Source organism: Mesorhizobium sp. B3-2-1 (genome assembly GCF_006439515.1).
Taxonomy (GTDB): Bacteria; Pseudomonadota; Alphaproteobacteria; order Rhizobiales; family Rhizobiaceae; genus Mesorhizobium.
Window position 1 is genome coordinate 69,461 of sequence record NZ_VFTI01000025.1, and the last position, 25,204, is coordinate 94,664.

General features: G+C 60.6%; 27 protein-coding genes and 1 pseudogene. 16 read left to right on the forward strand and 12 right to left on the reverse strand.

Annotated elements, in window-relative coordinates; all coding sequences use genetic code 11:
* The first annotated feature begins 19 nt into the window (after positions 1-19).
* Positions 20-1,435, forward strand: a complete 1,416-nt coding sequence (locus FJW08_RS23425; RefSeq protein WP_140812485.1) for an amidohydrolase family protein — start codon at positions 20-22, stop codon at positions 1,433-1,435.
* A gap of 8 nt (positions 1,436-1,443) precedes the next feature.
* On the opposite strand, the gene FJW08_RS23430 is transcribed toward FJW08_RS23425, so the two are convergent.
* From FJW08_RS23430 to FJW08_RS23465, 8 genes are all read right to left on the reverse strand, one after another.
* On the reverse strand, positions 1,444-2,838 hold the full coding sequence (locus tag FJW08_RS23430; protein ID WP_140812486.1) for an amidohydrolase family protein: 1,395 nt from the start codon (positions 2,836-2,838) through the stop codon (positions 1,444-1,446).
* A 38-nt stretch (positions 2,839-2,876) separates the two neighbouring features.
* Positions 2,877-3,440: a GNAT family protein gene (locus FJW08_RS23435; protein WP_140758325.1), complete on the reverse strand. Its 564-nt coding sequence runs from the start codon at positions 3,438-3,440 to the stop codon at positions 2,877-2,879.
* A 23-nt stretch (positions 3,441-3,463) separates the two neighbouring features.
* Positions 3,464-4,390, reverse strand: coding sequence for an EamA family transporter (locus FJW08_RS23440; RefSeq protein WP_140812487.1), 927 nt, complete (start codon positions 4,388-4,390; stop codon positions 3,464-3,466).
* 9 nt (positions 4,391-4,399) lie between these two features.
* Positions 4,400-5,737: an aspartate aminotransferase family protein gene (locus FJW08_RS23445; RefSeq protein ID WP_140812488.1), complete on the reverse strand. Its 1,338-nt coding sequence runs from the start codon at positions 5,735-5,737 to the stop codon at positions 4,400-4,402.
* 101 nt (positions 5,738-5,838) lie between these two features.
* Positions 5,839-7,095 carry an aminotransferase class I/II-fold pyridoxal phosphate-dependent enzyme gene (locus FJW08_RS23450; protein ID WP_140812489.1) on the reverse strand — a complete coding sequence of 419 codons (1,257 nt, stop codon included), beginning with the start codon at positions 7,093-7,095 and terminating at the stop codon, positions 5,839-5,841.
* Positions 7,096-7,406: 311 nt separating this feature from the next.
* Entirely contained in the window at positions 7,407-7,967 is a 561-nt protein-coding gene (locus FJW08_RS23455; RefSeq protein WP_140758329.1) for a type II toxin-antitoxin system VapC family toxin, read from the reverse strand.
* Positions 7,968-7,978: 11 nt separating this feature from the next.
* Positions 7,979-8,347, reverse strand: a complete 369-nt coding sequence (locus FJW08_RS23460; protein ID WP_227792314.1) for a hypothetical protein — start codon at positions 8,345-8,347, stop codon at positions 7,979-7,981.
* A 152-nt stretch (positions 8,348-8,499) separates the two neighbouring features.
* Complete coding sequence (locus FJW08_RS23465) at positions 8,500-9,204, reverse strand: response regulator transcription factor (RefSeq protein WP_181183022.1); 705 nt, start codon at positions 9,202-9,204, stop codon at positions 8,500-8,502.
* A gap of 414 nt (positions 9,205-9,618) precedes the next feature.
* Between FJW08_RS23465 and FJW08_RS23470 the strand changes: the two genes are divergently transcribed.
* From FJW08_RS23470 to FJW08_RS23485, 4 genes are all read left to right on the forward strand, one after another.
* The gene (locus tag FJW08_RS23470; protein WP_140812491.1) at positions 9,619-9,900 is read left to right on the forward strand and encodes a hypothetical protein; all 282 of its coding nucleotides are present in this window, start codon (positions 9,619-9,621) and stop codon (positions 9,898-9,900) included.
* A 172-nt stretch (positions 9,901-10,072) separates the two neighbouring features.
* Positions 10,073-10,795: an autoinducer binding domain-containing protein gene (locus FJW08_RS23475; protein ID WP_181178508.1), complete on the forward strand. Its 723-nt coding sequence runs from the start codon at positions 10,073-10,075 to the stop codon at positions 10,793-10,795.
* Positions 10,796-10,884: 89 nt separating this feature from the next.
* The gene (locus tag FJW08_RS23480; RefSeq protein WP_181183023.1) at positions 10,885-11,451 is read left to right on the forward strand and encodes an acyl-homoserine-lactone synthase; all 567 of its coding nucleotides are present in this window, start codon (positions 10,885-10,887) and stop codon (positions 11,449-11,451) included.
* Positions 11,452-11,541: 90 nt separating this feature from the next.
* Positions 11,542-11,931 (forward strand): hypothetical protein, encoded by a 390-nt coding sequence (locus tag FJW08_RS23485; protein WP_140758334.1) that lies wholly within the window; start codon positions 11,542-11,544, stop codon positions 11,929-11,931.
* Positions 11,932-11,997: 66 nt separating this feature from the next.
* On the opposite strand, the gene FJW08_RS23490 is transcribed toward FJW08_RS23485, so the two are convergent.
* From FJW08_RS23490 to FJW08_RS23505, 4 genes are all read right to left on the reverse strand, one after another.
* Positions 11,998-12,474 (reverse strand): hypothetical protein, encoded by a 477-nt coding sequence (locus FJW08_RS23490; RefSeq protein ID WP_140758335.1) that lies wholly within the window; start codon positions 12,472-12,474, stop codon positions 11,998-12,000.
* Between the two features lie 26 nt (positions 12,475-12,500).
* On the reverse strand, positions 12,501-13,085 hold the full coding sequence (locus FJW08_RS23495; RefSeq protein ID WP_246682512.1) for a thermonuclease family protein: 585 nt from the start codon (positions 13,083-13,085) through the stop codon (positions 12,501-12,503).
* Positions 13,086-13,174: 89 nt separating this feature from the next.
* Complete coding sequence (locus FJW08_RS23500; RefSeq protein WP_140812495.1) at positions 13,175-13,705, reverse strand: thermonuclease family protein; 531 nt, start codon at positions 13,703-13,705, stop codon at positions 13,175-13,177.
* Positions 13,702-14,307 (reverse strand): hypothetical protein, encoded by a 606-nt coding sequence (locus FJW08_RS23505; protein WP_140758450.1) that lies wholly within the window; start codon positions 14,305-14,307, stop codon positions 13,702-13,704. The genes FJW08_RS23500 and FJW08_RS23505 overlap by 4 nt, the downstream gene beginning before the upstream one ends.
* A 571-nt stretch (positions 14,308-14,878) precedes the next feature.
* On the opposite strand from FJW08_RS23505, the gene FJW08_RS33050 reads away from it, so the two are divergent.
* The 11 genes and pseudogenes from FJW08_RS33050 (at position 14,879) to virB11 (ending at position 25,204) form a co-directional block, all read left to right on the forward strand.
* Positions 14,879-15,352: a lytic transglycosylase domain-containing protein gene (locus tag FJW08_RS33050; RefSeq protein WP_246682514.1), complete on the forward strand. Its 474-nt coding sequence runs from the start codon at positions 14,879-14,881 to the stop codon at positions 15,350-15,352.
* Between the two features lie 12 nt (positions 15,353-15,364).
* A complete protein-coding gene (locus FJW08_RS23515; protein WP_140758339.1) occupies positions 15,365-15,706 on the forward strand; it encodes a TrbC/VirB2 family protein in 342 nt (113 codons plus the stop codon).
* A 3-nt stretch (positions 15,707-15,709) separates the two neighbouring features.
* On the forward strand, positions 15,710-16,009 hold the full coding sequence (locus tag FJW08_RS23520) for a VirB3 family type IV secretion system protein (RefSeq protein ID WP_140758340.1): 300 nt from the start codon (positions 15,710-15,712) through the stop codon (positions 16,007-16,009).
* Positions 16,010-16,011: 2 nt separating this feature from the next.
* Positions 16,012-18,426 (forward strand): annotated as a pseudogene (locus tag FJW08_RS23525) (VirB4 family type IV secretion system protein).
* A complete protein-coding gene (locus FJW08_RS23530) occupies positions 18,423-19,487 on the forward strand; it encodes a lytic transglycosylase domain-containing protein (protein ID WP_140812497.1) in 1,065 nt (354 codons plus the stop codon). Before FJW08_RS23525 ends, FJW08_RS23530 begins: the two are co-directional and overlap by 4 nt.
* Positions 19,488-19,500: 13 nt before the next feature.
* Positions 19,501-20,199, forward strand: a complete 699-nt coding sequence (locus FJW08_RS23535; protein WP_140758343.1) for a type IV secretion system protein — start codon at positions 19,501-19,503, stop codon at positions 20,197-20,199.
* A 230-nt stretch (positions 20,200-20,429) separates the two neighbouring features.
* Positions 20,430-21,431, forward strand: coding sequence for a type IV secretion system protein (locus FJW08_RS23545; RefSeq protein ID WP_140812499.1), 1,002 nt, complete (start codon positions 20,430-20,432; stop codon positions 21,429-21,431).
* Between the two features lie 48 nt (positions 21,432-21,479).
* A complete protein-coding gene (locus FJW08_RS23550) occupies positions 21,480-22,172 on the forward strand; it encodes a type IV secretion system protein (RefSeq protein WP_140812500.1) in 693 nt (230 codons plus the stop codon).
* Positions 22,172-22,984 carry a TrbG/VirB9 family P-type conjugative transfer protein gene (locus tag FJW08_RS23555; RefSeq protein ID WP_140812501.1) on the forward strand — a complete coding sequence of 271 codons (813 nt, stop codon included), beginning with the start codon at positions 22,172-22,174 and terminating at the stop codon, positions 22,982-22,984. The genes FJW08_RS23550 and FJW08_RS23555 overlap by 1 nt, the downstream gene beginning before the upstream one ends.
* The gene (gene virB10, locus FJW08_RS23560) at positions 22,984-24,204 is read left to right on the forward strand and encodes a type IV secretion system protein VirB10 (RefSeq protein WP_140812513.1); all 1,221 of its coding nucleotides are present in this window, start codon (positions 22,984-22,986) and stop codon (positions 24,202-24,204) included. The genes FJW08_RS23555 and virB10 overlap by 1 nt, the downstream gene beginning before the upstream one ends.
* A complete protein-coding gene (virB11, locus tag FJW08_RS23565; RefSeq protein ID WP_140812502.1) occupies positions 24,185-25,204 on the forward strand; it encodes a P-type DNA transfer ATPase VirB11 in 1,020 nt (339 codons plus the stop codon). Before virB10 ends, virB11 begins: the two co-directional genes overlap by 20 nt.

Here is a 25,204-nt window from a genome sequence, read left to right on the forward strand (position 1 = left end):
CCTATCTCGGAACCGTATCATGCCTATCTCAACCACCACCTTCAAAGAACCGTCCGAGTCAGGGCAACCACAACGCTGTGATCTCATTGTCCACAATGCCACGATCCTCACGATCGATGCGCATGATCGCGTCGTTGTCGACGGCGCCTTTGCCGTGCGAGACGGGCGCATTGCCGCACTCGACGCCCAAGCGCGGATCTTCGGCCGTTACACCTCGGATACGCTGTACGATGCGAACGGTGGGGTGGTCCATCCGGGCTTCATCGACCCCCATGTCCATATCTCCCAATACACGGCGCGCAGCGTCCTGCCCTTGATGGAAGGGACCTCCGTTACGATGGGGCACTGGAAAGGCGCGCTGACGCCCGAAGATGAGCATGCGAGCGCGCTTCTGGCCTCTCTCGACTACCTGAAATGTGGGTATACGGGGTTTGTCGATCCCGGCACCATTTTTTCGCCGGACGCGGTCGCGGCTGTCGCGGACGAAGCTGGCATTCGCATCTGGCTCACCGATCCCTATGTCGCTGACGGTGCCGAGGCGCTGGCCGAAAATCTGCCTGAACTGGTCAGCCCGAATTTTCTTGCGCGCTGGCCAAGAACTCAGGACGAAGCGCTGAAGAGACTGGGGTCGCAGCTTTTTCGAAACAGAGATCCGGATAGCCTGGTCAAGGCTTTTGTGGGTCTCTACGGCGAGGCGACCGACTCGCCAGAACTCTACAAAGCCGCATTCGACCTAGCCCAGGGTCATGGTGTGCGGCTGCAAGAGCATCTTGGATACCTTCCCGCCTTTCAGCGCAAGCGGGAGCTAATGCTGAGGCGGCCGCTGCTGAAATGGTTCGAGGAACGCGGCTTCCTGGCTCCGCATGTAACTTTTGTCCACATGAACCTGGTTCGCGAAGACGAGGTTTCCCTTCTCTCCAAGCATGGGGTGCGCGTTGTCTGGTGCCCATGGGGCCAGTTGCAGATGCTCGGGCAACCCGATGCACAGGCGCGCATGGTTGAACTGCAGCGGTCGGGCGTGGCCGTCGGCATTGCAAGCGACATCCCCCGGGTCGCGGATTTCGACGCGCTCGGAACGCTGGCGATGTCCGCGGCCGCGGCTTCTGGACGGCCGGCAACGCCACGTGAAATCCTGCGGATGCGCACCCACGGTGCCGCTGCAACCGTCGGCGCCGAGGGAGATCTGGGCAGCCTTGAGCTCGGCAAGCGCGCCGATTTCGTCGTCCGGTGCCCCACCACGTCCGTCAATTTCGGCTTCGATCCAGCGCTTGAAATGGCTGTGATAGGCGGTCGCGACACGGTCGAAGCCGTGTTCGTCGGCGGCCGCCAAGTCGTTGACCGCGGGCAGGTCGCCAATCTGGACGCGGGCGCCATTGTCGCCGACGCGCATCGATCGGCACGATCGCTCGCTTCCCGAATTGGCGTTCGCGCCTGAGGCGCTCGTTAGGCAAGGCCAATGCGGGCGGCAAGTCCGCGCACCGAATCCCGGGCGCGAGAAATCACGGCATGATCGTCGGCGCGCAGGACCTCGCCCTGGCTTACGACGCATTCGCCGTTGACGAAAACGAACTCGATACTGTTGGCATCGGCAATGACCGCGAATTCCAGGGCGTAATCGCGCCCTAGATTTTCGGAGACGTCTGGCCTGCGGACCACGAAATCGGCGCGCTTTCCGACTTCGAGGCTGCCGATCTCCGAGGCGGCGCCTACCGTGGCCGCGGATCCACTCGTGCGCATGCGCAGGATTTCGCGGCCCGACGCAGCCAGGCCCGTTGCCGCGGCAGTGACCGCGACCAATGATCCGAGGCCGCTGAAATGGACGGCGCGAGGAATGTCGCTGGCGATGCCGACCTTTACGCCTGCGCGGTGCAATTCCACCATCCGGCCTTCGGCGCCGCCTCGGCCGAGCATTTGAAGTTGCCCGTAAGGGCACCATACGATGCCGACCTCATGCGCCGCCAGGATCGGGACGTCGCCGCCGTGGACAGCGTTCATGTGCACAAAGGTGACATGGCCGTTGAGAAGGCCCTCTTCGGACATGTGCTGCATCATGCTTACCCCAAATGCGGATTCCCGCTGACGGTATGGGAGGGGCGAATAGCCCAGATGCTCCTGCATCTGCACGCCGTGCTGGCGGGCGAGGTCGAAGGCGGCGCGAAACAGCTCTTCAGAATCCGTGCCTTCGCCATAAAGACCGATAAAGGCCCTCACGAGACTGTTCCGCTCTTTGTTGCGAAATAGTTGAGAGCCCAGGCGGCGAAAGGCTTCCTCCTGATTTTTCGGCCAGCGGGCAAGAAACGAATCGCTGACAAGTTCCGGAAAGTGCTTCTTGAGCTCCACGCCGGCGTCAGCGACATAAGGGTCGGTCAGCCATATGCGAATACCGAATTCTTCCGCCACCGACGCGACTGCGTCCGGCGAGAAGATCGTCCCTGGGTCGACGAAACCGGTGTAACCGCTCTTGAGGTAGTCCATGGCTGCCAGGGCTGCGCTGGCGTGCTCATCTTCTGGCGTAAGCGCGCTCTTCCAGTCACCCATCGTCACGCCGGTTCCCTCCATGCAGGAGAGAGCGCTGCGAGAAGTGTACTGGGAAATATGAACGTGAGCGTCGATGAATCCTGGATGGACAATACCGCCGCCGGCATCGAGGAACTGCCGGGGATTGTACCTGGCGAGGATGTCGTGAGCGGCGCCGACGGCAGCAATCGCGCCGTCACGAACCGCGATGGCGCCGTTCGCGATAACCCGGTCCGCTTCATCGACCGTCAGAAGCACCGCGTTGTGAACAACGAGATCGCAAACCTGCTTCTCACCGATGTCCGTGGTGACCATGTTCATGAGTTCTCTCCATGTTACAGGCGAACGGGCGCCCGAGTTCAGCTCGCATGCCTCCCGGATCCACTGGTCTTCAGGGCGACTCCGTACTGGCTTGGGCGCACGTCGTAGAAGCCCTTCACGCGGTCGCCATATCGTCGATCTTCGACGTGGCTGAACCCAATCTTTTGCGCCGCGCGAACAGCACGCTCGTTCTCCGGCCGGATCAGCGCGACCACGCGCTCCAGACCGAGTTCCTCGAATGCGTGGCGCAGGATCGCCCGGCCGAGTTCTGGGCCGAGCCCGCGACCGACAATATGGCCAAACAGGCAAAGGCCGTATTCGACATCGCTCGTGTCCTCGAAGCGGCGCAAGCCTGCCCGGCCGGCGAACTCGCTTTGCTCCTGTAAATTTCCTCTCAGGAACACCGAGAAAAAGCCGAAGCCGTTCTGCTGCCAGTCACGCACATATAGCTCGACCTTTTCGCCCGTGCTCTCGCGCGATGGAGGCTCTCCGGAAAACAGCGATTGCACGACAAGAGGATCGGTATGAAGGCGATGAATGGCTTCGAAGTCCGACATAGCCACGGGGCGCATGGAAAGTCGTGGCGTCTCAAGCACAGGCATGATCGTTCTCCCTAAAAGTCGGGTCAGAATTTTCGTGATATCAATCCGCGCGCAATGAAGACGCTCGCGATTACCGGCGTCATGAATGCGATCTGGTCTAGATCTAATCTTTCATCCAAAAATACCGCGCCGATCGTGATGCTTGCAGCCGGAACAAGGTAGTGATGCATGCTGGCGAAGGCCGGCCCGCTCAGTCTTATCAGTCGATAGTAGACGACGTAGACCACTGCCGTGGACATCACGCCAAGCAGCAGCAGGGCTGTGAGAGCGGGAGCCGTCAGGGCGATCGCCCAAGGACGCTCGAAGGCGAGGCTCAGCGGGAGCAGCATGGGAATGGCGCAGATCATCACCGCCGTTCCCGTCACGATGGCATTTGCGTCCTTCAGCCGGGCCACCGAGCGACTGGAAAGAGCATAGCTTGCGGCCGCGGCCAAAAGGGCCAGACGCGGTGCCGCGCTCCCATTCGAGTGCAAAATGGATCCCGCGGAATGGCCCAGGAATGCGGCCAGACCAAAAAAGCCAACCAATAGACCGAAGATGGTCGCGCTTGACGGCCACTCGCGCCGCGAAACATGGGCAAAGAACGCTGCGAAGAGAGGGGTAGTGGCAACCAGGGTCGCCATTTCGCTGACCGGCACGGTCATCGATGCCCAAGCGATGAGATAAAGGGGAAGAGCGTGGCCGAACAGTGCAATCTGGGCATAACCGGCCCATGAACCGAGCTTCGAGGGAAGCGAGCCAGCACGGCTGAGCCTCAGCCAGACGAGCAGCACGGAGGACGCGATCAGGAGCCTCGCCGTGGCAAGCGTCGCTGGCGGCACATCGACAACGGCAATCTTAATCAGAAGATAGGAGCCCGCCCACCAAATGGAGACGAGGGCAAGCAGGCAGTAGGCCAGGAGCGAAAAGCGGTCGCTCGCAGCGGCAATGGCGCTCTTCATGTCCGTCATTCTCCAGCCTCATGCGACGGCGGCGGAAAGCGCTGTGTCCGCAAGCCTGGCCAAAGCCCGACCGAACCGGACGACCAGCGCTGCGATCTCGGCGTCAGCCATGGGAGTGGAGAGGGCGCCCAGACCGATGCGCGAAAATAGAACCCCTTCGTCGCGACAGAACGAGATCAGCTGGGAGAGGCGCTGCTTTTGCTGCCAGGCATGATAGGCGCTTGCGTAGTCCTTCACGTCCCTATCGCCGATGAATATGCAAAACAGAGAACCGGCGCCGGTAACATGACCTCCTATGTCGGAGGCGGCGAGCGCTTCGTTAAGTTCAGACCGCGTTTGTGCTCCGAGAGCATTGAGCCGCTCGATCTCGACTTCGGTCAGCGCGCGCATGGCGGCAGCCCCCGCCACCATACTCAGTGGATTGGCGGTGAAGGTGCCGGCCTGTGAGACGGGCGGTTTGCCACGGCTGGGGTCAAATACCCGCATCGTCTCGGCTCGGCCGGCAATGGCGCCAATCGGCAGTCCGCCGCCGACGATCTTGCCGAAGGTGCATAGGTCCGGTTCAATCCCGTAGGTGGCGATCGCCCCGCGATAGCTCAGCCGGAAACTCAGAACTTCATCCGAAATGAGCAGAATTCCATGGCGGTCCGTGAACTCGCGCAGGAAACGCAGATATGCGAGATCAGCGGGCACAAGCCCGGCCCGTGATGGAAGCGGATCGATGATAACGCATGCCAGCGTCTGCTTGTGGCGCTCCAGGACCAGCTTCGTCGCAACAACGTCGTTGAACGGAATGACAACCACTTCGCCCAAGACGGACTCCGGGGTTCCTCGGTTGTACGCCTTTGCTTCTGCGGCTCCCGTTTGCCAGTCGGCAGGAGGGGGATCCAAACTCGCTTCCACATAGTCGTAATTGCCGTGATAGGCGCCTTCACACTTGGCGATCTTCGGGCGCCCTGTGATGGCGCGCGCTGCCTTGATGGCCATCATCACCGCTTCCGATCCGGTGTTTGTAAAGCGCACCTGCTCGAAGAAGGGTACCCTTGCGCAAACGATTTCGGCGAGATCGATCTCGCACTCGCTCGGATTGGCGAAACTGAGCCCCCTGCCGATTTGAGCCGCGAGGGCCGCATTGACATCGCGGTGGCCATAACCGTGGATCAGCGCCGTGAAATTGTTCTGGAAATCTAGGTAGGAGTTCCCGTCGATGTCGGTCACATACGCTCCCTTTCCTGCTGCCAGATAAAGCGGAAAGGGCGTCTCATAGACGCTGCTGCGCGTGTTGCCTCCTGGCATGACCTTCTTGGCACGCTCATGCGCAAGCCGGGAGATCGCAAGTTTGTCATGGCTGGCCATGATTCGAACCTCCAGTAGTCAGTGTCGTCCGGATGAGACTTCGTTCGGAGAAGAGCTGCCTCGATGTGAGCCGAGTTGTCGGCTTCGATGATGTGGGTGGCTCAGGCCGCAGTCAGTGTTTGTTGTCCGTAGCTCAGGATCTTGGCGCAGAGCCGTTCTAAGTCCGTCAGGTCATGGCTTGCGGTCAGGCAGATCCGTATGCCGGCGTGGCCGTGGGCAACCGTCGGGAAGAATGTCACGGAGGTGTAGTAGCCCTCATCGAGCAGCCGCTCGGCGAAATCGATGGAGGCGAGTTCGTCGCCCACCTTGATCATACGAATGGGCAAGGGTGTGTTGCGCTGATCCGTATCGATGCGCTCGTCGAAGAAGGCAATGCGCTCTGCCAAACGGCCTTGGCGCGTCTGGAGCTCGGTGGTGCGGTGAATGTCGGCCGAGGCGAGGGCGGCGCCGATGGCTGCGACGTTCGGCGAAGCCGAGAACGCATGTGGCATCGAGTAGCGGCGAAACAGAGTTTCCTGACGCGCCGTTCCAAGCATGAGCATGCCACCCGACGCGCCGAAGCCCTTGCCGAGCGAGGCCGCGACGATGGTCCGCTCGCCGAGGTCACGCGGCAATAGCGAGCGCGCAAAGCCTTCACCATTGTCGCCAAACAGCGAAATTCCGTGCGCGTCATCGATGTAGAGAAAAAGCCCGTACTTCTCCTGCAATTGAAGAAGCCCTCCGATCGGCGCGAAGCCGCCCATCGAATAGACGCCGTCGCACACATAGGCGACGACCGGATGCTTACGGCAAATCTGCTCCAAGGCATCGAGATCGTTGTGAGAAATTGCCTCGACTTGCGTCTCCTCCGCCACCACTGGCTTGTGGAAGGCAAGCGAGGCATGGGCAAGGCGGTCGAAGACCATCACGGGTCTCTGCCCGCGCGTCAGATGGCCGGAGGCAATGATAGGCAGCGCGCCCATATTGGCGACCATGACCGTTGAATACGCAATGACGCGTGCCCGAAAAAGTTGGGAAAGCGTCTCCTCAAGATCGCCTATGAGTGCGAAGTTCAGCCGCGTACGCGCACAGGACCAGTGGAGTGCTCCATACTGTTCTATTGCGCCAATTGCGCCGGCGACGATGGCTGGATGATTGTCCAGGCCGAGGTAGGAACAACGCACGTAGTCTGTGATGGTATTGCCTCTGCGCTCCCCTCCCGTCAGCGATATAGCCCTCCCTCGCACAGAGCGGGCATAAACGGCCATGAGCCCGCGGCGGTGAGCCTCTTCGAAATACAATCGCGTCCGATCGATCACCGAAGCGGTGTTGCGGAAACGACTGGTGCGCCCACCGCCTGAAGCCTCTGTTGTTTTCATCGAAAAATTTCCTTTCACAAATTAGCAATTGTAGAAGGAGGCTAGTCATTCCTGTCGCTTTATTGAAAAAGCTTTGTTAAAACCGGTACTACGTCAAAATCTGTATTTTGTGCGTGAATTAATATTAAGAGTTTTTGCGTGATCGCTTAATAATTTTAGCGGCAGGCGTCACAATTCCGCTGGAAAAGGCTTGATGGCGGGCCATCCATCAAAACAAACCCTCACGATTTTGGCAGCAGATCACCATCCATTCAGCCGATTACGGGGAATGGCTATTTCGAGATCTTGGGGGTGCGAACGCAGACGTGGCGCTATCTGTAGAAAAGGACCTTGCCACTAGGGATAAGTTGTCGGCAAAAGTCGTAGTCGGCGATGTTCCGAGTCAACAGGACAAGCCCCGATTTCGATGCCTGCAGATAAAGAGTGCAGTCATGCAGGCAGCGCAGCTTCTGGTCGTCTTGGTAACCTTGCAGGCGACAGAGCACCCCATTCATAACAGCAGCGCGGCCCAAGACGTCAGCATCGGGCGTAAGGATTCGGTGCCCGGGCATCGATCGGATGAGCTCGGACACGGCGTTATGCACGGCTGCGGTGCGGTGATCGTCGGGCTTCAGGACACCAAGCGTATGGGCCAACTCCTGGATGCAGACAGATGAATGGTTATTGTGCCGACCGTCCATGATCTGCGTCACCAACGCGGGGGCTTTGCCTTGGAGCCTGTCAATGTACACACAGGTGTCGAGCAAGAGGGCCTGCCCACCGAGCTCGCCCTCGTTCACGAAGGGCAGCTGATCATCAGGTCGGCGAGCAAGTGTTTTGGTTGGAAAGCCACGGAGCGAGCGAAGGGCTGCTTCCACATCGAATTCTGACACTCAAACCTCAATCAGAAGCCGAGTTTGATGTCTGGATCGATGGTTCCCGCGAGCTTGTTCATGGTTGCGGGAAAATTGTCCTCGAGCGCAACATTCGCGAGAGCGAATTCAAGCAGCTCGGTGTCACCCTCAATGCCCGTCTGGCGCTTGGCCTGCTCGATGAGGGCATGGCTCAAACGTGCGGTGATCCGCTCGTCCTTAGAGCCGATCAGGCCTTTGCGAATGGCAGCACGAAGCGTCTGCCGAACGACAAACTTCTGCTCGCCTGGCCTGTCCTTGTTGGCGTCCTTGCGGATTAGGCTCCGCACGCGCTTCTTTTTCGCGACGAGGCGCTGCTGCGGAGCCGTCGATGACGACGGCCTTTTCAGCGTCTTGGTCATATCACCATCTCCCACGTTGTTAGCCATTTCGGTTATTTTGTCGAACATAACAGATGCAAGCAGCCGTGTCACTTGCGAACTCGTTTTGATCACTGAAGCCGCCAGCAGGCGCTTACCCCCGGCCGCCCCCAACGCGACAACGGTTCTGTCGCTCAGGGACCGTTCTTGTCATCAAGCATGTAGCCTGCGGACCGGACCGTCCGGATGACCCTGCGAACGCCAAGCCTCAGCAGCGATTTGCGCAGCCGGCTTACATGCACGTCTACCGTACGGGCGCTGACATGAATATTGGTTGGCCAGGCAACGGCGATCAGGTCCTCGCGGCTGAAAATGCCGCCTGGATTTTCGAGCAGGTGTCGCAACAAGCGGAATTCGATCGCGCCGAGCTGGATCTCGCTTTCACCACGCCGGACACGAAAGCTTTCGGAGCGCATCTCCATGTCGCCGAAGGTGAGAACGCGGTGGCCGACAGTGCTGCGAGCCTCCGCCGTTCGCTTCGAACGCAGGGAGGCAATCAGCTTTGCCGGTACCAAAGGCCGCACGAGGCTGTCGTCCACGCCTGCTTTCAAAAGCGCGATATGCTGGTCTTCCGCGCCCGGTGCGATCAGCGCGATAGTCAAAACAGCGTGGGTCGCCGGGTCCTGCTTCAGTCGAGCGCACAACGCGGCAACCGGAAGCCCGCCGCGGCGACAGTCCAAAATGATGGCTGCGGGCGAGGTTTCCCTGGTCCGTTCGGTCGCCTCCTCGACATTGCCGGAGAGAACGGTTTTGTATCCGTCGATACTTAGGATGTAGTCAAGGATAATATAGAGTTCTGCGTCTTGTGAGCAGATAATCGCCACTGGCTCCATCGGCATGCCCGCTCCCAGTCGAAGGCGAGCGGGTCCTAACATGCGAGAGCGCGCGGGCGTTCTCTTCTCGCCGGAACTTTGCCACCCTCTCTGGTTAACCAGCTAAAAGGATGACACAGTCAGCGCCCACGGTTAGCGCAATCGGCGGCAGCGGCATAGGTGGTATAATTACCACCTTCTCGGAACGCTTTTCCGGGTCGGGAACACTACCTGCGATTTGCCTTTGCAGCATCGATCTGAAATAGTCGCTGACGCCAGTGGGGCTTAACGGCATCGATGCCGCGCCTCAATCGCAAGGCCAGGGACGGCACGAAACGTCCGGGCAGACGCCCGAGACTGTGGCTCATTTCCGTGGGTTTCAACGTCCGGCCTTAAGGCTCCCTCCGCCCGCGCCGGACGCAACCCGCGGGAGATTTTGGCATGGCACAGAACGATTACGAGGACATACTGGCAGGCGGCAATCCGTTGACATTGTGGCATTTCGGCAGTCCCTCTGAAGCTGTCGATGCGGCTGTTGGCCTTTACGGTTCGAAGGCATCGCTGGCAGCCGCGTCCGCGGCCTTTAGCGCGCGCTATGCCGGTCGCGAGGACGATTTTCAATTTTGGTTCACTGTCTTTTCGCAACTGAGACAGCAGGAGAGAGATGAGCCTCCAATGCAGAAGGCTCGCCGGTCGGATGATGTTGGGCCGGCCGCTCCGTAGCCACTGCGGCAAGGAAGACTAAAGACGCATCTCGCCCGATTATTGTTGCAGCATCAAGGCTTGTGCAACTTCAGCTTGCGTCATAGCTTCGAGAGGCTAAAAATAACTTCGAGCGGGCTTACATAACAAAGCTCCCGTTGTTTCCGTGGCGTTCATGCGAGGGAGCCAGGCAATGAATACCGCGCAAGTGCTTCACAACGCACTGCAGCTGGCTAACGCCACCAGCATCGAGGCACTAGTCGGCCTCTATCGCACGGCAATCGACCATTTCGGGTTCAGCCACTTCATAGTCACGGGCTTGCCGGGCCACGGGCAGCGTTTCGAAAATCTGGTTCTAGAGCGCTTCTGGCCTGAAGACTGGATGTCGCACTATGTCTCGCGCGATTATATCAAGCGCGATCCGGTCGCGATTGCTTCCAATGTGCTCAGCACGCCCTTCACCTGGAACGAGGCTAGGCTACGCGCCAGTGCGTTAGGCCCCGCCAGCGATCGCATCATGATGGAAGCAGCCGATGCCGGCCTCAGGGACGGCGTATGTGTACCCATTCCTGTGCGCAACGCGCTCGCCGGCTGCATTTCGCTCGCAAGAGAAGTGCCGATCACCGAGACAGATGCCATCGGACCCCTGAACGTTCTTTCTCTTACCTTCGCAAGCAGGCTCCAGTTGCTGGTCGACCATAAGCGCCGGCCTAAAGGTTTGATGCTTTCGGAGCGAGAACGTGAAGTGCTGATGTGGGTGTCAGAGGGCAAGACGGCATGGGAGATTTCCCGGATCCTCGGGATATCCGACTCCACTGTCAACAAGCACATCGCCGGCGCCATGCGGAAAACGGGCTCTGTCACCCGCACACAGGCCGTCGCCAGGGCTTTAACCGCGATGGAGATAGCCGGCTGAACGGAGCCTGTGCGTCAATGGCTAAGGATGGCCATGGCGGCGCAGGTGCCTCGCGGTGAATGTCGCTCCAAACAGGAGTGGCAGCCATCATGATTCGCCTCATCACCGGGAGCGCCGACCCCCGCCATCAGGATCTCCTTGAAGAGCACTACAGGTTGCGTCACGAGATATTTGTTGGCGAACGCGGGTGGTCAGCGATCGCCCGACCCGACAGGCGCGAGATCGACGCTTATGATACGCCGCAGACCATTTACGTGCTCGCGCTCGACGACGGTGGCGTCGTCGGCGGATACAGATTATTGCCGACGACCGCCCCCCACCTTCTGCAGGATCGTTTTTCACATCTGGTCGGCGGACCGGTGCCGCGTGGGCGTGAGATCCACGAATGGTCGCGGTTCTTCATAAGAGAGGGCTATCGCGGAGGAAGTCTCTTCCGGCAATTGATCGGCTCCGTCCCAGGGGCGTGCCAGCTCCTTGGCATAACCAGTCTCACCAGCGTCATTGAGCCTGATTGGCTGTCACGCTTCGACGCCGCCCGCTTTCGCTACCAACTGCTTGGGTCGTTTGTCGAAACCGCCGGCATGCAACTCGCCGCAGCGCAGATCGACATTCAGGAGGCTTCGGCGTCGGGCCGCGCAATCGGCTGGGACAGCTGACATTCATGCGAAACAGATCAGCGCGACAGCCACGCAACGAATGATCTATGTTCGGTCGCGATCGATTGTCGCGAGATCGCCTATTCGTGAATGAACCAGCAATTCAAAATACAGACTTTGGTCAGACGTCTTGGCAGACTTGGTGGCATGGCTTGGTGTATCGAGCTGCATCGACGCTCGCTGCTAAGTGCAAGTTGGTTCTCCAGGCGAAGGGATAGGCTCGGCACCAGCGCCCTGCATAACATTGCGATCTTGACCGGGTTAAAAATTAGTCGGTTTCTCGAACGGACCGCGTGGCGACATCTGGCTCAGCGTCAGGCTCGCACCATGTTAGAGGCTGAGCAAAAATCCCTCTACGTGATCGCTGCGATATTCGCGCGACCAAAAACGATGCAGGACGGCGATGTCTCCGAAATCGTCGCTAGCGTGGCCAAGTTCAAAGGGCGACTCGGTGAATTGCTAGGAAAAGTTGGCCGATAGCACTGCGAACCGGCCGCCCTCAACTTCGTAGTTGCGATCGAAGTGCGCTCGGATTGGGATCGATGGCTAGTGCCGTAGATTGAACCAATGTCTCGCTGCCGGCCCGCTATCGGCCGGAATGTCGAAATAATAGGGGTCGTCACGTACTGGCCTCACGATCGAGGCCGTCTCGCGGCATCCGTCGCGTCGACCGCAATCCCCGCTGTGTTTGACGCAGAGATTCGGCTCGCTGCGGCTTCCATGCCCGACTTCGCTGTGCCCCACGATCCAACCAGCCGGGCAATCGGCGTATTTTTCATAGCCGGGTTTGCCGGTTCCAGCCTCGGGACAGGTCGGCCACGAAAACCCCCAACTGGCCATGGCGGCAATAAGCCGTTCCATTGGCGGGTGGCAGGCGGGGACCCCGTGCCAGGAAGGACTCGTGGACGATGCACATAGCAAAACTTCGCATCCCCATTCGCTAGCCTTCGCGTTGAGAATGCCAACTGGAGGTGAAATGACTGCCATCGCCACGACGGTGATGATGGATTTGATGAGCCGCATGATCCTGCCTCCTGAGCACGCACAACTTACCGGTCGGTTCCAGCCGGCCGTTTCCGAGCGTCGATGAACGGCGGAGAGATCTCGCGCTTTCGTTCCGCCAGCAGATTGAAGTCGGCGATCGGTTGTCTTTGCAGCGTTCGATCGACTGCCCCGGCGCGCCACTCATCCATGTCGAGGACGTAGGTGGCCCACATGCCATGGCGAGCGACCATCGCGTAGCGTTGCCAGCTGATGTATCCCGGTGGCGAGGGGGAGTTTACCCGTGCCCAGCCAACACGGAGCATTTCGACAGCGAGGTCGTGTCCACGCGCGGAGCAACTGCCGACGTAGGCGCCGTTTGAATCGACAGCGATAACCGTGCATGTCACCCGGCTATCGCCCACTATGCGTTTCAGCCAAGCTCTGGCGAGGGGTCCGCACGGTACGGGCTTGAGGGTGCTCTTGCCATATCGCGTAGGATCGAAGCTCCATTGCGGTAGTTCGCAGGCATCGATACCGGCGAGGCGGACTTTTTGCGCTGATCGCGGGAACCAGAGGGTGCGCCCATCGATCAGCGCCACCCGACCGACGATCATTTTTGAAACAGTCTCGTTGATCGCCTGCGGCGCCATCTCCAGTCTAACGGCGTCAGCTGGCCAGCAAGGGGAGGGGAAGGCGACTGACGTCGCGAGCAGCCAAGCCAAACAGGTCGTTCGGGTTCTCATCGGTCTCTCGAACTTCCCGCTGCGGCACGGCCAAGCAAGATTGCGGGGTATTGCACATCCTTGAACTGCCAGAGACCGGCATGTTTTTCGCGGGCGACCTGCTCGGCAACGGCATACGCGGGAGAATAGGGCAGGCCATCTGGCTGCAGGGCCGCAAAAGCGTAGCCGGACGTAATCACCAGATTGCCGAAATCCAGCCGGTCGGCGCCGACCGAGGCGTAGCAGACAACGTGGGCTACGTTGGCGATGGTTGCCACGGGGGCGCAGACGGGCCTGGTATCGGCAATGAATGCCGCCAGGACGGCCAAAGAGGCTTCGCCGCAATCGGCGCGATGGCCGGATCGATCCGTATAAAACGTGCCGCGCAGGCAGGCCTGGACGCCGTAGAGATGGTATCTCTTGCCGGCGTCCATCCAGCTGTCACCACTTTCGAGCGCCACCCCGGGTCGCAGATCAAAGTACCCTGCCGGTGCAGCGGCGGCAGGCCCCGAGACGGAAACGGCGATGAGGGCGGCAAGGACCTTCATTGGACTTTGATCCTGGGATCGGCCCACATACCGTATCCACCGCGGCCGATCTTTTCGGCTTGTTCGAGATCGGGCCGCGCGAGACTGCCGTCCGCCTTCTTTGCGATCCGATGCGTACCAAGCGAGACGAGCTGCTCCTCGAACATGTCGACCGTGTCGAGGCTGCCAGGATAGTTGTAGTAGCCATAGCAGGTCGCATCCTGGACCGGGGCGTTGGCTTCGCTGACGAAGGCCCGGCAATAGATAACCTTCGGTGACTTCAACAGCGTCGCGAGCCCTCGCTCGGCATAATCGGCGCAGCTGCCGGCGAAATTCTCACGGCGGTTCACCATGTCGCCGTCGCACGGCTCGATGCCGAAGAGATGGATGGCAATCTTGTCGTTGGCCGCGAAATCGGTGGGCGAGACCGCCTTGAACCCGCTTGCTGAAGCGAAGCCCGTGCGATCGCCCACGCCGCCCTTGCCGTCATAGTACTCGATGACCAGCACCGTCTTTCCCGGAGCCGCAAGCGAGCGAATGTAGGCCTGATCGACGGGTCCAGCTGCGAGAGTTGGCATAGCCATCGCCAAGCAAAGACCAAGGCTGCAAACGCAGCGTTTCATACCAACCTTCCTCCGCAATCGCGTGGTCGCTGATCACAATGTGCTCTTTTCGCACGCCCGCCGCAAGAAAAAATCATAGGCAAATTGACATTCTTTTTTATCTGACATACCGATTGCCGCATTCGACGCTGTTTGTCTTGGATGATTTGGGATGGTTCAGCCGCGTATTCACTCACGAGCATGGCGCCTACCAGCGTCAGTCGTACTGACGGTCACGAGCTTGCATCTCGCCGTGGCTGCGTCTTTGGCCGAACAAGTCGATCGGCAGGGAGAATCTCGCAACCATTCGGAACGGCTTGTGAATTCTGCTGCCCCTCCAGACGCGGTCGACACGGTTTTTCGGAACCGTTGGCTGGACAGAGACAGGGAGTACGTCGTCCGCACTGATGGCCAAATTCAACCAACCGACAGCTCGCTTGCCATTGGCCATACGGATGGGACAAACGCTGCCATCACTAGCAATGGAAGCGTTGCCATACATAGTCAATTTGACTTATCTGAAAGCGATACGGAATACGCGTGCGGTCCTTCACCGCTAACGACTTCACAAATCGCCCAGCTGGTGGTCGGAGTGGCGCGACGCTATGGGGTCGATCCCGGCTTTGCGCTCGCAATCGCGACAACCGAGAGCCGGCTGGATCGCGATCGCAACTCGCCGAAGGGCGCGCGCGGACCGATGCAGCTTATGCCCTCGACCGCGGCATTTCTCGGCGTCGCAGACATCTGCAATCCCGCCGAGAACATCGACGGCGGTGTGCGGTTCCTCAAATCGCTGCTCGAGACCTATCGCAATCCGCTGATCGTGGCGGCCGCCTACAACGCTGGTGAGGCAAACGTCCACAAATATGGCGGCGTACCGCCGTTTCCGGAAACCGTCCGCTTCGTCGCGGAGGTGACCAATCGCCAGCTCGGCTTGCAGTTGCCGGGACCGAAGGACGGAGGCAGGAAAGTGTCCTCGCATCCGAACATTGACGACGACCCGAAGACCGGCGTGCTGGCCACCGGAGAAGCCCGCCGGTGGGTTGGCGGCGTCATGCAATTCTAGAAGGAGGCCGACATGAAGAACCAGATCGTCCCTAATTTCGCTTCGCCAAGGGCGCGGCCAGCATTTCTCCTGCTGGTCGTTGCGGCGCTCGTAATCACGGCCGCAGAACCGGCCTTTGCGCAGCAGACATCGGGCGCTTTCGCCCCGCTCGAGACCGCCGTGCAGATGATCGTGGATTTCATCACCGGGCCGTTCGGTCGGCTGCTGGCGATCATCGCGGTTATCGGTCTCGGCTTCCTCGCCTTTGCTGGTCGCCTGTCCTGGTTCACCGCCGGTGCCGTCGTCATCGGCATCGGCCTGGTCTTCGGCGCACCAGCGATCGTCGACCAGATGATCTCTGCGGTCGGGAAGTGAGCCATGAACGAGCCCTCCGACGACAAGCCTCATCTGACGCCGCTGGTGATCGGCCTGACGCGGCCGCCGATGATGTGGGGCATTCCGCTCACCGCTTTCTATCTCATCATTGGCGTAACCCTGATCGCATTCCTGGTGACGACCAGCTTCTGGGCCGCGGCCATCGCGCCGGTCGCCTATCTGGCGCTCTTTGCTCTCACCAGCCGCGACATCCGTATCCTGGACCTCGCCCAGGTCGCCGGCCGCCGCACGCCCCGGACGCCGAACAAGTTGTTCTGGGGCACGAACTCCTACGGACCATGATCATGTTGAGCGTCGTTGCGAATGAGCTGGGCTTTGGACGGGAGCATCGGCGTGAACGATCGATCGCGACACACATTCCCTATATGCGGCATCTCTCCGACACCGTGATCGGTCTCGAAAGCGGCGCGGTGCTCTCCGTGATCAAACTCGATGGTCTGTTCTTCCAGACCGAGGACCAGGCCGAGCTTAACATGCGGGCCAGCGTCCAGAACACCTTGATCCGGGCGCTCGGATCAAGCCGCTATTCGCTTTGGTCGACGGTCATCCGCAGGCAAGTCAAACCGGAGCTTGGTGGGTCGTTCTCCGATCCCTTCTGCGATCTTCTCAATGGACGCTATATGGCGGCGCTTGGCGAGAAGCGCATGTTCACAAACGAGCTCTACCTCACAATCGTGCGGGCCGGCATGCGCGGGCCGCTTGGAAGCGCCGAGGCCATTTCACGGCTCTTCGATCGATCTGCCAGACCGGAAGTTCGTCAACAGCGCACGCATGAACGCATAAACGAACTGGAAGAGGTCATCGGCAACGTCACGCGCGAGTTGCAGAAATACGGTGCGCATGTTCTTGGCATCACCTATCGCGACGGCGAACCTTATTCAGAGCCATGCGCTTTCTTCAACGCCATACTGACCTGCGGCCTGTCGCGGCCGATGCGCCTGCCACGTATGGGGATCCGGAGCTATGTCGGAACATCGCGGCTGCACTTCTCCAGGCGGACCTTGCTAGCGCAAGGAGCGACGGAGACCGACAATCGCTTCGGCGCCATGCTGTCGATCAAGGAGTATCCGCCGTTTTCGGGTCCTGGCATGCTCGACGGGCTGCTGCAGGTCAACCACGAGTTCATCCTCACCCAGTCCTTCACGCTGGCCGACAAGCCGGTCGCACAGGAACGGATCTCGCGTCTGCAGCGGCAGATCCGCGCCTCCGATGAGGCGGGCAGCACGGTCGAGACCGACATCGACTTTGCCCTGAATAGCCTCCTCAACCAGGAGGCGGTCTTCGGCTACCACCATTTCAGCCTGCTTTGCCTGTCGGGCGATCTGACCGGGCTCGACAAAGCCGTGTCGGAACTCGGCGCCTGCCTCACCGACATGAACGTCAACTGGCTGCGCGAAGACCTCAACATGGAGGCCTCGTTCTGGGCGCAGCTTCCCGGCAATCACACCTACATCGCCCGCTCCTGCATGCTGTCGAGCGCCAATTTCGCCGGCTTTTCTTCCCTCCACAATTTTGCGACAGGGAGGACGTCAGGCATGCATTGGGGTCGGCCGATCTCGATCCTGGAGACGACGTCGCAGACGCCCTACTGGTTCAACTTTCATCAGCGCGACGTCGGCCATTTCCTGGTCACCGGCCCGACAGGGTCTGGCAAGACCGTCGCGCTCACCTTCCTGCTCGCGTAGTCGTTTCGCGTTGCGCCCGAGCCGAGAGCCGTCTTCTTCGATAAGGACGAAGGCGCCTCGATCTTCATACGGGCCATCGGCGGCAACTACGAGGTCCTGCAGCCGGGGCAGGCGACCGGCTTCAATCCGCTTCAGCTGGAAGACACCGCCGCCAACCGCGAGTTCCTGCTCCGCCTTTTGAAGGCCATGCTGCAGCCCGCCGACGGCGGCGGCTTCGCTCAGGAAGAGGAAGACACACTCGAGAGGGCGATCGGCCGCATCTGCCAGGAGCCCCTTGAACAGCGGACCCTCGCCAATCTTTCCGGACTTCTCATGGGGCGGTCGCGCTCGGAGGCCAACGACCTGCAATCGCGGCTGAGGCCCTGGTTCGAAGGCGAGAAGGCTTGGCTGTTCAACGCGCCGCGCGATGCGCTGTCCTTTTCCGGCCGGCGCATCTTCGGCTTCGACACGACGCACGTCCTCGACAATGTCGACGTGCGCACGCCGGCGCTGATGTACCTCTTTCACCGCATCGACGAGTTGCTCACCGGCAATCCTGTCCTGATCTTCATGGACGAGGGCTGGAAGCTGCTGCAGGACCCAGCCTTCTCCAGTTACATAGTCGATAAGATGAAGACGATCCGCAAGCTGAACGGGATCGTCGGCTTTGGCACCCAATCCGCCGCCGACATTGCGAAGGCGGCTCAGTCACATACGCTGATCGAGCAATCCGCGACAAACCTGCACTTTCCGAATCCGCGCGCGGATGAGGAAAGCTACATCCGTCGCTTCGGGCTGACAGCCAAGGAATTCTCCTTCATCCGCAACACGCCACCGGAGCGGCGGACCTTCCTCATCAAGCACGGCAACGATTCCGTCATCGCCCGGTTGGACCTCTCGGCGATGCCAGACATCGTCAAGGTCCTGTCCGGGCGCAAGGACACGATCGAGGCCTGCGCGGCGCTGAGGGCGCGCTTTGGCGAGGATCCGGCGGCATGGCTCTCCGAATTCTGTGGCTGGGGGAGGGCGGCATGATTCGACGTCTCCCTCTCATGCTTATCCTTCTGAGCACACCTGCTGCGGCCGACATTCCGACTATCGACGGGACCGTGCTGGATGAGCGCCGGGATCGCAACGACGAGACCACCAAGATCGACAAGGTCGACCGTGACCGCTACACGAACAATGAGAGCGTTACCTGCGCGGTCTATCGACCCGGCCGCAAGGATGACCCGGTCGCGGCAGCCAACGCCAACCCCTCGATCGCCGGCCTGGTGCGGCGCGTGGCGCGGGAGGAGGGGATAGACGAAAACCAGTTCCTGGCGCTGGTCTATCAGGAGAGCCGCTTCAACCCTTGCGCCAAATCCGGCGCCGGCGCGATCGGCCTTGCCCAGCTTATGCCGGGCACAGCCGCGGATCTCGGCGTCAATCCCTACAACATCGAGCAAAACCTGCGCGGCGGCGCGCGCTACTTCAAGCAGCAGCTGCGACGCTTCGATGGCAACGTCTCACTGGCGCTTGCCGCCTATAATTCCGGCTCGGGCAATGTCGAGAGCTATGGCGGCGTCCCGCCGTTTCGCGAAACGCAGGATTATGTCCACAACATTACCCAGAAATGGCTGCCGGCCTTTGGCGGATCCGACAAGTCGGCCATTCCGCTGAACTATGGCGGCACGAGTACAGCCTATGAAAGCATGCGCTCAAGCACCGTCAACGCCATGGGTCTATCGAGTGCCACAGGCGATGGGTCAGGTGATGTCGCATCCTGGTTCGAGCAGTTCGGCGGAACCGCAACCGGCACGGTGCAGGACAGCTGGGACCAGAACTCCGGCGCCCGCAACGCCAACATAGACATGCTGAACCGTATGGTCGCGCTGGGGGCCAGCTTCGCCGATCTCGTCAATTCCAAAAACGCGGTTACCCTGAGCGACATTTCGGGAGCCAGCCGCTCGGGCCGCTATCAGGACAGCGGCGGCGGAAGTTCGCAAGACGTCACAGGCTTCTGTGACGATCGTACTGGTCTCTTCTGGGATTCCAAGGCGAAGGCTTGCGTCAAGAAAACCGACCAAAACGCCGAGCTGCTCCTCCCCCAATGATCGGAGGCCCTCTATGAAATGCTTTCTCGCTCTGGTCGCCACGACCGCCATCGGTACGACGGTGGCGCATGCCGACATTCCGGTGATCGACAAGACAAATTATGCCGTCGCCAAGGACACCGCCGAGAAGACCGCCAAGATCCTCGACACCAACAAGGATATTCTGACGACGGTCGATAAGACGCTGCAGGCGGTTACCGGCGACCGCGGCAGCGATGCCGCGTCGCTGAAGGATATCGCGATCGGCAACGGCTTCAGCGTCACCTCGGTGCCGTCCTTCGATAGCCTCCTGCAGAGCGGCATGCCCAATTTCGGCTCGATGGGGCCCGAGATCGCCAAGGCGGCGACGCTCTTCGTGAACGGGCTGCAGCTGGTGAAGTCGCTTTCGGGCAAGGACGACAGCTCGCTCGCCAGCGACAAATCCTATGAGGAGCTGGTGAAAACCGTCCTTGGCGTTTCGGCGCTGATCACCGGCTCGCAGCAGGCGGTCGAGACCCGGCGGTCGGCGCTGGAAAGTGCGGGGCAGGGGATAGGCAGCTCGAAGGACATCAAGGGATCGATCGATCAGAACACACAGCTCCAGGTGCAGACCGGCCTCACCCTCAACGAGATGATCGGGACGATGAACGGCGCCGTGCAGTCGCTACAGGCCGACAATCAGCGCAAACTCACCGACATTTCCAACACCAGAAAAGCGCTCACCTACAAATGAGCAAGGCGAGGATTTTGACGGGTATGATCGTTCTCGCGATCACAGTTGTCTCGGGAGGCTGCGGCACGCCCAAGGAGAAGAGCGCGCCGTGCAAGCGGCCGGCCAATCTCACCGGCTATTCCGAGGATACCCGTACCGAGTGCGGTTCCATGCGACTGGTCAACCCGGGTGGCACAGCTGCGCTTGCGGCGATCGATAGTCGCGCATAGCAATCGGAGTAGGGCAGGGCGGTGGAGGATTTTATTGGAGAGCTGCTGCAGCGCATTGATGCATCCGGCGAGAATTTTTCGCAGCGCGCATACGAGGCGTTAGCCAAGGACATCGAGCCGCTGTTGAGGCTGCTCTTCGTTCTGGTCGTTCTGTTCTACGGAACGCAACTTTTTCTAGGAACCTCCCGGCTGAGCGTCGTCGAGATCATCAGCCGTCTAGCCCGCGTCATCATCATATTCATCCTTGTCGGCACCTGGTCCAACTTCGATGCACTCATCTATGACTGGCTGACGAAGGTGCCGGAGGCTGCCGGCCGCGCGGTGCTGGCCGCCTCGGGTACCGGCGTCACGGAGCCTACCAACGGGCTTTCGCAGATCTGGAAAACGGCCAATGTTGCGGCCTCAACCTTTTCCGAACAGGCCGGCTATTTTTCGGTGCTGCCGGCGCTGATCGGCATGGTGATCATGGTCTTCGCCGGGCTCTTCGTGGCGATCGCGCTCGGCATCCTGGTCCTTGCCAAGGTGATCCTGTGGGTGTTGCTCGGCACCGCGCCGATCTTCATCTCTTGCATGTTCTTCAATCCGACACGCAACTACGCGATCGGCTGGCTGAATCAGTCGCTGCTTTATGCGCTGATCCCGCTCTTCGTCTATGTCATCGCCGCCTTCCTGATCGCGGCGATGGCGCCCGAACTCACGAAGATCAACGCGATTTCCGGCAATCGGGAACTGAAGCTCAGCGATTTCGCCGCCTTTATCATGCTTTGTCTCGCAGGCTCCTTCGTCCTCATCCAGATCCAGTCGCTCGCCCAAGGCATCGTCGGCGGTCTGGCCACACCAATCGGCCATCGATCACGCGCCTTCACCGACCGCGGCATCATGCTCGGGCGCATGGCGATCGGTACGTCCTCGCGTCAGATGCAGGCCGCGGTCCACCGGGTGCAGGCGCAGCTTCATCCGCCGCGCACGCTTGCGCGCGAGGCGATGCAGCGCGCGATCATGGCTACCGGAACGCCCAGATAGACGATCGAACGATACCGATGATTGCCCGAACCAACCTCGACGGAAAGCATGGCAGACAGCACCGACGACAGACTGCGATCGTACTTCCAGGAAGGAGAGATCTGGGAGGCCGAGATCATCAAGCGGGCAAAACGCTCCAGCCGCGTTGCCTGGTTCTTCGCCCTGGTTTTTGCGGGGATCGCGGCGTTCAGCCTCGTCGCCGTCGTGCTGATGCTGCCGCTGAAGAGCTTCGAGCCTTACCTGGTCGAGGTCGACAAGAACACCGGCTACATCGAGGTGAAGTCGGGCCTGACGCGGCCCGCCAATCTCACCGAGCAGGAGGCGGTAACCCAGGCCAATGTCGTGCGCTATATCCGCAACCGCGAAGCCTACGACCCTTATGCGATCGAGGAAAAATTCGGGATCGCTGCCCTTCTTTCGACTGGCGATGCCGCGCGCGAGCTGCAAGCGCTCTACAGCGTCGCCAATCCGCAAAACCCTGCCAAGGTTTATGGCAAGCTGAAGCGGGTGCTGGTCGACATCAAATCGGTCAGCTTCCCCAACAGATCGACGGCGATCGTGCGCTTCTCCACCACCGAGAAGAGCGAGACCGAGGCAATCGACCGGCATTGGATCTCCGTCGTCCGCTTCCGCTACACCGACACGCCGATCAAGAACGAGTGGCGCTTCGAGAACCCGCTCGGCTTCCAGGTCACCAGCTACCGGCGCGACCAGGAGACCGTGACGCCGGGGAGCGAGTGATGGGGACGAAGATAATCCTCGCCACGGCGTTGTGCCTTTCAGTACTCGGCTCTGTGGCAAATGCCGCGCAGACGCCGAAGGGCGGGGCTCTTGATCGGCGCATCACCAGCGTCGTCTATCAGGAGAACAACGTCGTCCAGGTCTTTGCCACCTATGGCATCTCCACCATGCTCATTTTCGACGGGGACGAGAAGTTCCAGACGATCTCGCTTGGCGACACCGACAGCTGGCAGGTCGTCCCCGCGGAGAAGGGCAACATCCTTTTCGTCAAGCCGATCGCAAAGAACGCCACCACCAACATGAACGTGGTCACAACCAAGCGCATCTACTATCTCGAGCTGCGCGACAACGCGCCGGAAGCGGCTAGGGAGGTCTTCGGCATCCGCTTCATCTATCCTGAGAAGAACCTCAACGCTTCCTTGCGCAAGGAAGCCGAGCAGCGCGCGGCCTGGCCGAACATTGCCGGCATCGACAAGGCCAACGTCAATATCGACTATTCCTTCTCGGGCGATGTACGGCTGAAGCCGCTGATGGTCTTCGACGACGGAGCCAAGACTTTTTTCAAGTTCGACCGCCGCGTGCCCGCGATCTTTGCCGTCAACTCGGACTTCTCCGAGACACTCGAGAATTTCCGCAAGGAGGGCGACTACATCGTCGTCGACGGGACCGCCACGCAGTTCACGCTGCGCGACGGCGACCAATGGGTCTGCATCTTCAATCTCAGAAAACCCGATTTTGGCGCGCCTGATCCTGGCGTTCTTGGACCGGAAGAGGATCCTCACGCGATCAAGCGCAGGAGGAGCGGCAATTGATCCAGCGCAGCCCCGAGCTTGAGGCCCTGGCTAGCCGTGATGAGCCGACGATCTCCGACAGAACCGTTCGGCGCAAGCAGTTGATCGGCGGTGGTACTCTCATCCTGGCCGGCATGATTGCAGGCTACTTCGTCGTCGCCGGCGGGCGGCCGCAGCAGCGCGACATTCTCGCCGGTGACGAGGAGTTCTCCACCACAACGTTTCGGCCGCCATCGTTTGTTCCCGATGGTGAGCCGCAGCCGAAGCCGACTGAGCCTGAGGTCATCCAGCTGCCCCCGCCACCTCCGCCACCGGCGAAGGAGGAAAAGCATTCCGATACCACGGAGTTCAACGTTCCGCCTCCGCCCGCGGCCACACGCACGCCCGAAACGACGGCGGTTCCGCCGGAAGATGAATTCCCGGAGCGCTACCGCTCGAACATGATCGTCTTCGACAACAAGGCTTCGAGCGGCGAACAGCTCGGATCGGCAGCCACGGAAGGGCAGGGCGCCACCGTCGCCGGCGAAGATCGCAACAGCAAATTCCTGGCGGCAGCGATCCGCCTCGGCGACCGCACCGCAAAGGCCCGGAAGATCGATCGCATCGACGCGCTGGTGCCGGAAGGAACGCTGATCCCCGGCATCCTGGAGACCGCGATCGTCAGCGACCTGCCCGGCCAGATCCGCGCCATCGTCTCGCAGGACATCTATTCCTTCGATGGTAGGCGCGTCCTCATTCCGACCGGCACGCGCCTCATCGGCGAATATCAGTCGGACATCGTGCGCGGCCAGACGCGGATCTTCGTGATCTGGACGCGCATGCTTCGCGATGACGGCGTCAGCGTTCGCCTCGGTTCCATCGGTGCCGACAGCCTCGGCCGTTCCGGCCTGACCGGACGGATCGACAACAAGTTCCGGGAGCGCTTCGGCGCCGCCATCCTGCTTTCGATCGTCGGCGGCGGCGCGAGCTATCTGACCGGCTTAGGCAGTCAATCCGCGACGGACAACAGCGACGACGGTCAGCGTGCTGAGGACATCGCCCGCACCACGCTCGCCCAGACCATTTCCGACATGGCCAATCAGGCGCTTAGCGACAGTCTCAAGATTCCGCCGACCATCAGCGTCGCTCAAGGCGAACGCATCTTCGTGTTCGTGCGCCAAGACCTCGACTTCTCGGCGCTCTACGATGATCCCTTATCCGAAGCGCTCAAGGAGATCCGTCATGAACGTGGTCTCAACTGAGTTCGGCCGCAACGATCGCCATTATTTTCTCTACCGCGCGCTGGAGCCGCTGAAGCCGTTCCTCAATGACCCTCGTGTCGTGGAGGTCTCGATCAACCGTCCGGGCCATGTCTATGTCGAGCGGCTAGGCGACGAGCATATGGCGTTCTTTTCCGTTCCCGAGCTGACGACGGCAGAGATCGTCAACATCGGCGAGCGCGTGGCGGCCTCGACAAGCCAGTTTATCAGTCCCACCAACCCGATCCTGAGCGCTGCCTTGCCGACGGGCGAGCGCATCCAGGTCGTGCTGCCGCCGGCGGCACCCGACGGCGGCGCCGTCTCGCTGCGCAAGCAGGTCCTCAGCGATTTCAGCCTGGACGACTATCGCGATAACGGTGCGTTCGAGCGGGTTTCCGTTGCCATCGGTAGTGTGAGTGATATCGACCGTGAACTGATCCGGCTCCTCCGCGCAGAGGATGTCCACGGCTTCGTCCGGTCAGCGATCGCCAATCGCGTTTCGATCCTCATCAGCGGCGGCACCTCGAGCGGTAAGACGACCTTCCTCAATGCCTGCCTCAAGTCAGTCGACAGCCGCGAACGCATCGTCACGCTGGAAGACACGCGGGAGCTGTTTCCACCCCAGGCAAACTCGGTACATCTCTTGGCATCGAAGGGCGACCAGGGCACCGCCAACGTGACAATCCAGAGCCTGCTCGAGGCCTCGCTTCGCATGCGCCCGGATCGCTTGTTCGTCGGCGAGGTGAGGGGATCGGAAGCCTTCACTTTCCTTCGAGCAATCAACACCGGACATCCAGGCTCGATGACGACGGTGCATGCCGATACCCCGCTCGGCGCTTACGAGCAGCTTGCCATGATGGTCATGCAGTCGGGCCTTTCCGCTGCCTATCCGAAAGCAGACCTGCTCTCCTATATCCGAAGCGTGATCCCGATCGTCATTCAGCTTCGCCGCGACGGCGGCCGCCGCGGCGTATCAGAGATCTTCTTCGCGCGCATGGAATGA